Origin of the sequence: Alteromonas sp. Cnat3-28, from assembly GCF_022348265.1 — a bacterium.
GTDB classification, from domain to species: Bacteria; Pseudomonadota; Gammaproteobacteria; order Enterobacterales; family Alteromonadaceae; genus Alteromonas; species Alteromonas macleodii.
The window spans coordinates 143,932-156,326 of record NZ_JAKREY010000006.1 but is presented as its reverse complement, the minus strand read 5'-3'; the positions used below and the strand labels follow the sequence as shown (position 1 = coordinate 156,326).

General features: G+C 45.9%; 8 protein-coding genes. 1 reads left to right on the top strand and 7 read right to left on the bottom strand.

Annotated elements, in window-relative coordinates; genetic code table 11:
• Positions 1–489: 489 nt before the first annotated feature.
• Both MHM87_RS08425 and MHM87_RS08420 read right to left on the bottom strand, forming a co-directional pair.
• Positions 490–1,314, bottom strand: coding sequence for a hypothetical protein (locus tag MHM87_RS08425; RefSeq protein WP_239258590.1), 825 nt, complete (start codon positions 1,312–1,314; stop codon positions 490–492).
• A 170-nt stretch (positions 1,315–1,484) separates the two neighbouring features.
• Positions 1,485–2,255, bottom strand: coding sequence for a SapC family protein (locus MHM87_RS08420; protein WP_014950439.1), 771 nt, complete (start codon positions 2,253–2,255; stop codon positions 1,485–1,487).
• Between the two features lie 393 nt (positions 2,256–2,648).
• Here MHM87_RS08420 and MHM87_RS08415 point away from each other — a divergent pair, with 393 nt between their 5' ends.
• A complete protein-coding gene (locus MHM87_RS08415) occupies positions 2,649–3,887 on the top strand; it encodes a dipeptidase (protein ID WP_239258588.1) in 1,239 nt (412 codons plus the stop codon).
• A gap of 85 nt (positions 3,888–3,972) precedes the next feature.
• Here MHM87_RS08415 and MHM87_RS08410 read toward each other — a convergent pair whose 3' ends face one another.
• From MHM87_RS08410 to MHM87_RS08390, 5 genes are all read right to left on the bottom strand, one after another.
• On the bottom strand, positions 3,973–7,230 hold the full coding sequence (locus MHM87_RS08410; protein WP_239258586.1) for an efflux RND transporter permease subunit: 3,258 nt from the start codon (positions 7,228–7,230) through the stop codon (positions 3,973–3,975).
• Positions 7,223–8,935, bottom strand: coding sequence for an efflux RND transporter periplasmic adaptor subunit (locus tag MHM87_RS08405; protein ID WP_239258584.1), 1,713 nt, complete (start codon positions 8,933–8,935; stop codon positions 7,223–7,225). The genes MHM87_RS08410 and MHM87_RS08405 overlap by 8 nt, the downstream gene beginning before the upstream one ends.
• 12 nt (positions 8,936–8,947) lie before the next feature.
• Positions 8,948–10,351 carry a TolC family protein gene (locus MHM87_RS08400; RefSeq protein WP_239258582.1) on the bottom strand — a complete coding sequence of 468 codons (1,404 nt, stop codon included), beginning with the start codon at positions 10,349–10,351 and terminating at the stop codon, positions 8,948–8,950.
• A gap of 188 nt (positions 10,352–10,539) precedes the next feature.
• On the bottom strand, positions 10,540–11,001 hold the full coding sequence (locus MHM87_RS08395; RefSeq protein WP_239258580.1) for a hypothetical protein: 462 nt from the start codon (positions 10,999–11,001) through the stop codon (positions 10,540–10,542).
• Between the two features lie 264 nt (positions 11,002–11,265).
• A complete protein-coding gene (locus tag MHM87_RS08390) occupies positions 11,266–12,354 on the bottom strand; it encodes an alpha/beta fold hydrolase (protein WP_239258663.1) in 1,089 nt (362 codons plus the stop codon).
• Between the last annotated feature and the right edge of the window lie 41 nt (positions 12,355–12,395).

Sequence of the window (12,395 nt, the reverse complement as noted above, 5' to 3'; positions counted from 1 at the left end):
CCCTAGCCTTTTATTATTTGCTCTTGGTTTTCTTGTTTTTTGAGTACTAATCTGCAAAGTGATGATGATTTGATCCACAATTCGCCACATTTACCCACTGAGATACAGTTTAGGTATCAATGATCCCCACTGTCAAGTAGAAAAAAGGCGTGAAGGCCGCATAAACACTGGGTTTAAACTGGTTGGATATACAGTGTTTTTAGGAAGTGTATGATTAGGCGTGTAAAAAAGATTAAAAAATATTCAGGTGAGAAAAAATAAAGGTGTAATTAATCGATGAACTGCTGTTTTTGACTGTAAATAAGCGGCGAGATCTCACGATTATGTTTAACGCTGTTTTCAGCGGTATTGCGCGTATGCTGAGTCGTAATTCAAACAGCTGCGCCACATCAGCACGTTAAAAAACGAGTGAGTTAACACGACTAGTGCTAACTCACTGCATTTACATCAACGCGTGCTAACGCATAGCAATAATCAGGGAGTTCTTACTTAGAAACGATAGGATGCTGAAAGTGAAGCAACGTCACTGCTTTCTTCCCCATCAATATCCGTTTCATAGCTTGCTGATATTGAAAACTGTTCATTGACCCAATAATCGAGTGCTACTCCAACAGCCTTTTCATTTACAAAGCCGTCTGGCGCATCTGAATAGGTGAACAAGCCAGCAACACTGAAACCTTTATTGAAGAAGTAACGAGCTGAGCCATAAAAAACGTCATTACTTTCAGCTATATACTCGGCCATAAAGTCCCAGCCTTTACCCTCCTTTCCAACAGTTGTGTAACGAGTAAAAATTAATGCAGAAGATTCGTTACCGCTAGCTTCAAACACGTCATCTTCGAAGGCATATTCAGTGCTGAAGTGCTGATAAGTCAAACCTGCGCCAACTTGCCACTCACGTGATAAGTTGTAACCCAGCTTAGCATTTATGTCGGTGCTATCAGATTCGCCATAGCCATTGTTCCATTTCCTATGAACCCCTTCGATTGCTAACATTAAGTTTTCATCGATGTAAAACGTCGCTCCAAGATTAAAAAAGTCGGCTCCATCTAAATTGGCGTAACCACCAGATAAACTCGATACACGCTGAAGATAAGGGTTTATAAGGTAAGCGCCGCTGTTTCCGCTAACTTCTTCTAGGTAGCGCACATACCTTGCACCGTAGAGGTTGTCATCGAATCCTTCAGGATCGACAGCGGTAACCTGTACTTCGTTTTGTGTAGCTGCATGTGCTGCTGAGACTGTAAATACTGAAACCGTGATAAGTGATAGTGCAGTTAGCGTAGTTTTTAGCTTATTAGTGTTAGTGTTCATGTCTTTTGTCCTTAAAAAATGTGTTGGGAACTGTAATAACCAGCCCGCATAAGATAAGACATTAAAACTTAACGGTTTCTGAACGAAACGTGACGAAGTCTGAACGTGAATTTTAGGTACAAAAAAACCCGCAACTTTGCGGGCTTTTAAACTTCATAATGAGGGAGCGATTACGCGTTTGGCGCCGCTTCGGGTGCTGCTTCTTCTGCTTTAACCGCAGAAAGCTGCATGCTGCGAATTGGGTTTTCTGTGTCGTTAGAAAGCTCAACAAGGCGGTTTAGCTGACCAACAGACATCATTACTGCGTAGATAGCACCTAGGAAGCCTTGCTTGTGTAGCTCAAGCACCTGCTCTTCTGGCAACTCAAGAAGCTTCTTCTCGTTGATGCTCATCATGCCGGTAACATTGCGCTGTTTACCATCTTGGTAAGTAAGGCGAATTTGAATTGGATCAAGAAGGTCCAGTTCAACGACTTTCGCAACAAAACGCTGAGTTAGCATTTCGCTATTCGCAAGGTCTGCTAGGAATTTCTGACGGTTATCTAGGAACTCGCTTGCTTCACCAGCTTCAGTGAATAGCGCTTGGCCTTCGTCAGAAATAAGGTCAGAGTTTTCATCAATGTAAACGCCAAGCTTGTCGCCGTCTGGACGCACGTCGAATGGATAGCGAAGGATGTTCATTGGAACGTGAGGGCCTTTCCAGCTGTCGCCAGTTAGAAAAAGGTTTTGACCTTGTTCCATACCAAGCATAGTCACAACGTGGTGACGCTTTGATGTAGTGTCTTCAATGAACACTAGCGGCATTGTCGCAGCTAGTTGTGCAAATTCACGGATCGTTGCTGCTGCAAGGTGTGTATTTTTCGCAAAGCTGAAAGATGTATTTACCGCAACCTTTAGGTCTTTATGCTTTTCTTTATCTAGCGGTACAAAATTAATAGCCATATTTATTTCTCATACTTGTTAGCTGTGGCCCCGGCTTGATTATGTGAGAAGAGCGGGTGCCACTAAAAAATTACGTCGGCCGCGCTGATGCATAGTAGTCATCGATAATTGGCGGAGCGCTTGGGAGTATCCCGTATTCGCGCAATGAAGTCACGCAGTCTTCACCATAACAAGTTTTAAATTTTTATTGCAATGTAAACTTGAAGTAAACAAGCACAAGCGCTCTAAAAATGAGCAATATCGACTAATTTAGGGCTTAGCGAGAGCAATCTGGGGTAAATGCATAGCAAGTAAAACCCTATTGTCGCAGTGCGCATTATCCTTTAGTCTCGTATTGCTATTAAGTTAGCGGTTGTTGACCTAAGCGATAAAAAAACAAAATAAGGATTTTCTATGAAGGGGCGCTTCCCACTCTCATCTTGCGCATTACTTATCTCTGCGCTTTTTGCTTCACACTCTGTACTTGCTGAGACCTCTACTTATTCAGCATCTGAAAAAGCTATCAAGATCGCACAAGAAACTATTATTGTTGATGGACACATTGATGTTCCGTATCGCGTAAAGGAAAAGTGGGTTGATGTCACTAAAGCCACGCAGGACGGCGACTTCGACTACCCTCGTGCAGTATCTGGTGGTTTGAACGCCCCTTTTATGAGTATTTACGTGCCTGCTAGTTTAGACAACTCTCCAGAATCTACGCAGCTTGCCCATGAGCTCATCGATTCAGTAGAAGCCATTGTTGCCCGCGCACCTGATAAATTTGCCATTGCTAAAAGCCCTTCTGACGTAAAAGCCCAATTTGAAAAAGGGTTAATTTCACTGCCAATGGGCATGGAAAATGGTTCTCCTATTCAAGGTGACTTGGCGAATCTAACGGCGTTTTACAAGCGGGGCATTCGCTACATCACCCTTGCTCACAGTCAAGCCAACCACATTTCTGACTCTTCGTATGACCTGCGCAGAAAATGGAAAGGCCTTAGCCCGTTTGGCAAAACTTTAGTGGGCGAGATGAACAACATCGGCATCATGCTAGATATTTCCCATGTGTCTGACGACGCCTTTTACCAAGTTATTGAGTTAACAAAGGTGCCAGTTATAGCATCACATTCTTCACTGCGCCGCTTTACCCCCGGTTTTGAGCGCAACATGGACGACGAGATGATCAAAAAACTCGGCGAAAATGGCGGTGTTATTATGATTAACTTTGGTTCTAGTTTTGTATCTAAAGAAGCTGGCAAGTGGCGTAGTGGCCTTACTGCAGCGCGCAAAGCCTTGGTTGAAAAAGAAGGCGAAGACAGCCCTAAGCTAGAGAACTTTGAAGAGAATTATCGCAAAGAAGTGCCATACCCTTATTCAACCCTTGATGAAGTGCTTGACCATATCGATCACGTGGTAAAACTGATTGGTGTTGATCATGTAGGTATTGGTTCAGACTATGACGGTGTAGGTGACTCATTACCCATTGGCCTTAAAGACGTGGCGAGTTTTCCAAACTTAGTACAAGGATTGCTGGATAGAGGTTATAGCCGTACTGACATCGAAAAGATATTGAGCGGAAACCTTTTACGCGTTTGGCAACAAGTTGAAGAATATGCGGAAGGTTATTCGGAAGATCACGAGGCAGCGCACTAATCGCACAATGCTTTAAAAATAAAGCGTAGGGAAGCGTGTTATCGCTTCCCCATGCTTTATCTACTCTATAGTATTTTCAATTCTATTATTTTTTGCGTGACACAATTAAGTAAAACGCGCTTGGCAATACCAACAGCGTTAATACCAGTGCACTCGCCATACCGCCTACCATAGGCGCCGCAATTCGCTGCATCAACTCACTACCGGTTCCAGTGGCATAAAGCACAGGTAATAAGCCCACAATAATTGAAAGCGATGTCATCATCACAGGGCGAAGCCTTGCCGAGGCGGCATGGACAATAGCCGTTTTAACAAGCTCATCTTTTTTAATGTTGCCATTTTCTGTTGCGTGCTTAGTAAGTGCATCTGATACATATTGGTTTAGATAGACCAACATGATAACGCCTATTTCTACCGCTACGCCGGCTAAGGCAATAAACCCTACGCCTACCGCCACCGACAGATTAAAATTAAGAAGGTAAAGCAACCATACACTGCCCACCAGCGCCAACGGTAAGGTAGCAAGTATGAGTGCCACATCGCGAAGGCGTTTGAATGCCAGATAAAGCAAAAGGCAGATAATGGCTAACGTTAGCGGTATAACCACCGACAGTTTTGCTTTCGCGCGCTCAAGGTAAGCAAACTGCCCCGCCCACGTGATGGAGTATCCAGTGGGTAAATCGAGGTGCTCTGACAAATGACGTTTCGCGCTATCTACATAGCCCCCTAAGTCAATACCTGTGGCCGAGTCTGACGAGATATCAATGTATACCCATCCATTTAATCGGGCATTTTCGCTTTTAATTCCCGCCGGCCCGTCGTCAATACGCACAGTTGCCACATCGCCAAGGGTAATGTGAACACCGCTTGGCGTGACGAAAGGCATGGATGCTAGAGATTCAGGCGTATCGCGGTAGTGCTGTAAAAAACGCATGGCAATAGGAAAACGCTCACGCCCTTCCACTGACTGCGTAACCACTTTGCCGCCCACTGCCGAGCCCACAATACTGTGAACATCGTCTATCGTCATGCCATAACGCGCCGCCAACTGCCTGTCGATATCGATATAAACATAACGGCCACCTACCACCCGCTCAGCGTAAACTGATGCTGTGTTGGGCAGGTCTTTAAGCAGTGTCTCTATATCCTTTCCGATGGCTTCAATGCCCGCAAGGTCAGGCCCCGCAATCTTGATCCCAACAGGGGTTTTTATCCCGGTTGCCAACATGTCGATGCGGGTTTTAATTGGCATTACCCACGCATTGGTCAGCCCAGGAAATTGCACCAGAGCGTTAAGCTCTTCTTTGAGCTTTTCAGTGGTCATGCCCGCCCTCCACTGGGCTTTCGGTTTAAGCTGAATGAAGGTTTCAATCATCGTCAATGGTGCAGGGTCTGTGGCCGTATCTGCGCGTCCAATTTTCCCGAATACCGTTTCAACCTCGGGCAAGGTTGCAATAAGCTTGTCCGTCTGCTGTAAAAGCTCTCTGGCTTTACCCACTGAAATACCCGGGTAGGTTGTAGGCATATACATCAAATCGCCTTCGTCCAGTTCGGGCATAAATTCACTACCTAGTTGGCTTAACGGCCAGTACATGGAAAGCAACAAGCAAAATGCCCCCGCCAAAGTGAGCAGTGGGTAGTTAAGCAACCGCGTCAGCAATGGTTGATATACGCGCTCTAAAGCTCTATTTACCGGGTTCTGGGCTTCAGATCGTATTTTTCCGCGTACAAAATAACCCGCCAGCACAGGTACCAAGGTAATTGCCAGCGCCGCAGCTGCTGCCATGGCATAGGTTTTGGTAAAGGCAAGAGGCGCAAAAAGACGCCCTTCTTGTGCTTCTAACGCAAAAACAGGAATAAAGGATACGGTTATAATTAGGAGCGCAAAGAATAAAGCTGGGCCAACTTCGGTGGTCGACTTAATCACCAGTTCCCAACGTTTGGCTGCCGAAAGCTTTGCAGATGTTGGCGCAGAGGCTGGTAAAGATGTTTGCGACTGGGCACTCCCTGGTCCCACCTGACTTGCTGAATCCCTTTGACTCGCTGAGGCTCCCTGACTTGATGGAACAGCATGCTGATGAATGTGCTTGTGTAAATTTTCAACCACAACAATAGCGCCATCCACCATTGCACCAATAGCGATAGCAATGCCACCTAAAGACATGATGTTGGCATTAAGTCCCTGCAGCTTCATTACGATAAAGGCGGCGAGAATACCAATAGGCAAACTGATTAACGCAACCATAGATGAACGTATGTGAAACAAGAAGATAGCGCATACCAGACCAACAACCAGCAATTCCTCAACTAGCTTATTGGTGAGGGTATCGACGGACTTATCAATAAGGGTGGAGCGATCGTACACGGGAACGATATTCACCCCTTCCGGCAAGCTCGCTTTTAATGAATCCAGCTTAGCTTTAACCGCATCGATAGTGGCTTTTGCGTTTTCGCCATAGCGCATAACTATAATGCCGCCCACGGTTTCGCCATTCCCGTTTAGTTCAGCAATACCGCGGCGCATCAACGGGCTTTCTACCACTTGTGCTACATCATTAATCGTTATGCTAACGCCGTCCTTGATAACACCTGTAGGCAACGACAGTATGTCGTCAATGCCCTGAATGTAGCTTTGCGCACTAACCATGTACTCTGCCTCGGCCATTTCAATAACCGAAGCGCCTGACGCGCGGTTACCCCGTTTAAGGGCAATTTCTATCATGGATGGCTGAATGTTGTAGGCACGTAATTTTTCAGGGTCGACAATAACTTGGTATTGTTTAACCATCCCTCCAACAGACGCCACTTCAGATACGCCTTCAACTGACTGAAGCTCAAACTTCAAGAACCAGTCTTGCAACGCCCTCAACTCACCAGCATCTAGCGCATTTGGCTGACTAGCATCGTTCTCCAACGCATAAATGTAAACCCAACCTACCCCTGTCGCATCTGGACCTAACTGAGGTGTCACGCCTTCTGGAAGTTGCGAAGACGCTTGGCTTAGGTATTCCAGAACACGGCTTCGAGCCCAGTACATGTCTGTATCGTCATCAAAGATTATATATACGTAGGCATCGCCGAAGAATGAATACCCTCGCACCGTCTGTGCGCCAGGCACTGACATTAGCGCAGAGGTGAGAGGAAACGTCACCTGATCTTCCACCACTTGCGGCGACTGACCGGGATAGTTTACTTTCACTATAACTTGGACATCAGATAAATCAGGGATAGCATCGACGGGGGTGTTTTTCACCGCCCAGACACCAGCAATACTGAGCATAATAGCGCTCAGCAATACCAGTATTCTATTGTTTACCGACCAGCGAATTACCGATTCAATCATGGTGCATATGCTCCTTATGATTTATCGATTTTTGTTCTGCCGACTTGTGAACCATTGACTCGTGGGCATCGCTTTGCTCTCCATCGCCCTTCCGCTCGCCCGCATTATGGTTATGATTGCTGTGACCTGAGTCATGCACCATGCCCTTGTCCACCGCATGTTCACTATGTTTATGCATATCAATAACCATGAATTCTTCGCCAGTCACAAAGGTGAACATGATGTTGTCGCCTTCTCTGAACTGAGATAAGTCAATATGATTTGATACCGAAAATGACATTGTCGCAGGTCCCCGTCCCCATTTTTCAATCGGTCCGCGAGCGATCACTAACTTTGCGTTATTCGAAGCGCCATTCGTTTCGGTGTCAGCCGGCAATTCAATTGCCTCAATAGTACCTGTTGTCGTGGCCTGGTGATCGGGCGCTTTCATTCGCTCAAAGTCACTGCTTTTCGACGACTCTGAATCAATCAAAAATTGTGCTGATACCACCACATCATCCTCTGGCAACAAGCCTTCGACGACTTCAAAATGTGTACTATCGCTTTGCCCCAGCGTTACCCGTACCGACTTAAAGTTGCCATCGCCATCACTGAGTACTACTTTTGCGCCCTCAGCCGTGCGAATAACGGCACTGCGAGGAACCAGTAACGCTGCCTTGCGTTGAGTAGGCTTTATTCCAACGTGGGCAAACATATTGGGCTTTAACGTGTGGTTGTTATTGTTTAGCGGTATGCGCACTTTCAGGGTTCGCGTTGTTTCCGACAAAGACGGATAAATATACTCTACGTGACTTTCCCATTTAGCATCGGACCCATGGTCCATTTCGTCGAGGGTAACCACAGCGCCATTATGAGGCGCTATGATTTGCGCGTACTTTTCAGGCACCTCTGCAATCACCCACACCGTATCTAGCTGTGCGATGCTCATCAAGGTTGTCCCGGGCTGAACGTAAAACCCCTCCCGAATATTCAGAGCTTCTACCACACCGCTTTGCGGCGCGTTAAATGTGACGGTTTGTGTTACTCGTCTAGTTTTTTGCAATGCTTCAATAACGCTCTTTGATAGCCCCAGCGTTCTTAGGCGCTCGGCTGCGCCCTGAATTAAACGTGCGTCTCCTCGCTTAAGGGCTAAAACGTATTCTTCTTGTGCGCTAACTAATTCTGGCGAATACAGGGTATAAAGTGCCTGTCCTTTTTCTACTTGCTCACCTTGAGATTTAATGAAAAGCCTGTCGACCCAACCTGATACTCTAGGGTGGATGTGCACAATGCTATCTTCATCGTAAGCAACGTTGCCCACCGCCGTTACGGTCTGTTGAAGTGCTCCAATGGTAACGGGCGCGACTTCAACACCTATATTGTGCTGTACATTTGGCGGAATCATTACGGTACCAGGCGTACGCTCATTACTTTTCGCAGATGTTGCGTCGTCATTGGCGTATACCGGCACCAAGTCCATTCCCATCGGCGACTTTCCCGGTTTGTCACGGCGATAGCTGTCATCCATAGGCGCTACCCAATATAAAGGGGCTTTATCATCAGTTTCGTCGCTAAGGGCACTTTCGCCATTTCCGTGTTTTGATGAATCAGACAACAATAGTGAAGCCAAGCCGAACGCTAATAGGCCGCCAAATAGCAGACCTACTAGCAAACCTTTTATTAGCGTGCTTTTTGTATCTGGAGCAGGGTGAGTTGAAGATGTCATATTAACTACTCTTTATTCGAAAAAATGGGCGTGAGTGGGCAGGTACAAATAAGCAAGTGACGCCAATGTTCTGGCGCGCTCGATGTCGATTTTGAGTAAATCATCCTGTACCTGTACTTGCTTGAGATTGGCATTGACAACATCACCGATATCACCGGTGTCTGTGGTATAAGCTGTCAGTTCAGCTTCAGAAAGTTGCCGTGTTTCACCAATTAACGCCGTTTCATAAAGCGCTTTGCGCTCACTTAGCGCTGACAAGCGTGATTTAAGCACCTCTGCATTCGCGGCAAGCTCGTTCACTTTCAAGCGGAAGTCCGTTTCAGACGCACTCATTTTGGAAGCCGCTGCGGCTATTGAAGCGTCTTGACGAGATTTATTGAAAAACGGAAGGTCTACTTGAACACCCAATGACACAAAATCAGCTCGGCTTGCGCCATTTTGTGCATCTTGTCTGTATCCATAACTTGCTTCAAATGCCCACTGAGACTTAGTTTGCTCTCGCGCTATGTTCACATTTTGCGCTTCTATCTGGGTCTGAATTTGAAGCAGCATAGCCTCAGGATGATGCTGTAGTATTGAAAAAGGCTCACTGTTCTCAATAACCGTTAAGAACGAAGAAAGGCTGAGGTGGCTGTCGTTTAAGATAGCATCGAGCTCGATACGCGTTGGATAAGAAGGCGTTGATTGAGCCAGCGGTGCGCTTACAGAGTCATCTAGCGGCGCACCAAACCATTTTGAAAGTGCCGATCTCGCTTCATTTTTTTGCTGGTAGGCCTGCACATATTTGTCGTCTAGTGACAACAATGCCAAGCGCACTTGCAGTATGTCTTGTTGCGCCGCTGCACCAACGCCTTGGCTGTATCTGGAGTCAGTAAAATCGAGTAGCTGTGTAAGCAATGATTTCTCTTTGTCCAATAATCCAATGCGACGTGTTGCATAGACCCAATCTAACCAGGTAAGGGTAACCTCACGTTTAAGCCACGCCTTTCTCGCTTGGCTCTCTACCGACATTTGATCAGCCATAACCTGATACTTTTGCTGGCTGTAGAGGTTTTCATCACCTCGCGGTAACTGCTGCTTCAAACCAACTTTAAATTGCGTCATAGGCTCTTGGTCAAATGCGAAGCCATCGGTAGGCAAGTTTTGTACAGACGCTGAAACCTGTGGATTTGCCCAATATGATGACGCTTCAGCTTCTGCATTAAAGCGATCCTTTCGATGCGCATTCCCTTTAAGCAAAGGGTCGTATTGAATAGCTAACTGCAGCGCTTGTTCCAGGCTTAGGGTCTGCGCGACAACAGGCTTATTAGCCATCAAAAAAGAAGAAAGCACAAAAATTAAGGCGAACAAGGCGCTTACTTTACAAGGTCTGTTAGCGCTTTCGTTCACTTTTTTAGGTACCGAATAGTTGCTCATGTATAACATCACTTTTCAGGTGTAAGGCGTGTTGACGTTGCCCCGCTCTTCGCTAAATTCGACAAAGGGAATTAGCAAAAAGGCTTACCACGCGTTACATAGATAAAAGATTAGAGACATCTCAAAACGACTAGACGACGTCGTGACATAAAAACGTCTCTGCTGCGAAATAAATCCGCGAGATAGATCTATGCTGTGAAAAGTGACTTAGGTGGGCGAAACTGCCCGAAGTGAGGAGATGAGCGCTGCCCCAGTATAGGTGCAGTGGCAGCCATTCTGGCTACCGATATTTCGGTTTCAACGGTAGGCTGAATGAGCGCACTCGCGCTAAGGTTAAAACAGTGATCGGCTGGGCAATTACATTCATCCTTGCAGCAAGACATGTCGCTCATCTGTGATGCTTTCACGCTATTCACGCCTGCATCGCTAACTTGTAGGCCGTCGAACTGAGCGGGTTTGCTCTTGCTGTTTTTAGCACTTAAATCCGCATGTTGTGATGACAATTCTTGGTGCTGACAATGTGTATTAGCAGACTCAGGCATTCGAACCTGATGGTTAGCATGAGCAGCATCCGACTGCGGTGTCATCACCGACATTGAATGGGCATGTTCGTATGAATGTTCGATAGATACAGCGCTCCCTGACGACACGAGGGCCACCATTAAAAACAGTGTAAGGATAAACGAACTTGCATTCGCCGACCTATACCGTTTGCGCGTTAAACTAATCCGAAACTTTCTCAAATACTGTACTCAAAATATTGCTGTCTATTGTGCAACGAAATAATAGCGTGATGTAACCAAGCAGTAAAGCTAGCCGTTAATGTCGCTAAGCTAGGGCCTGTTGACCTTTGTTGTACACCAGAGATCAACAGGCCCCAGTAACTTATTCAAACTGAGACAGGTAATCTCGCATTATTCAAACTGAGACAGGTAATCTCGCAACATAAGGCCCATGGTTGAAAATAGCGGGTTTGCTTTAGGTACCGCACACTCTTCTTGCTGATTAACCATGTTTGCGTTGAAATTCATTTTATTGAGCAAGCTTGTATTCACAACTAAATCTGCATGGCACAACCCGTACGATTCATCGATAACGAAAAAGGTATTCGGACCTTTACTTGCGTCCATTAACTGCTCTATGCCGCGAATTGGCGTGGTTACATCAGCTTGAGAATGAGCGGCAAATAGCGGCACTTCAATTTGCTGTCCTTCCTCGACTTTGTCCCGAATGATGTTTATTAAATCCATCAATTCCAACCCTGCTAAACCTGCCACATTTGGATACTTATAAGGGTTGGGGCCATGAGTTTGATAGGTTCCATCAATAATTCTGGCTAAAAGTTTAATGCCCCAAATTCGAGACATACTTTCAGCATTATCAGACAGCGCCAGCGCGCCAGAAAATAGCATAAGACCATCAATATTATTTACCTCGTTTCCTGCACTATCCAGATAATGTTCAACCGCCAGCGCACCACCTGTAGAGAAGCCACCTACAAGCAAAGTATCACCCATGCTATCAGCCAATTTAATGACTTCATCAACATGCCCCTGCCAGCGCTCAGCTAAATCCCAGTCAGACATGTCATCGTCGGCATCTCGTTTACCATGCCCAGGCAAAAGCGGCACGACTACAGTGAAACCCTGTTCAAATAAGATGTTGGCGATTTCACGCATGAAGAAAGGTGAGTCGCTTAAGCCGTGGATAAGCACTGCCACCTTGCTGCTTGATTTGTTGGTCAGCATGAAAGGCGAATTGCCTTCATTGCGCAATACGTTGCTGCATACCGAAAAACGATTGAGTGCCGTTTCTCTACACAGCTGGGTTTGGCCCCACTCTTTTTCGTAAAATGCTTTGAACTGATTTTGAAGGTCTGAAAAACTTCTGCTTTTCATTTCGCTCGTATCGGGTATAGATAAATTTGCGGCTATAGCCATATTTACACCTAAAAGCGCAACAATACCTATGAGCATTTTTACAAAAAACTTCGATGACACTATTATTCTCCGCTACGGATAATTAATAAAAAACGGGAGCAGTT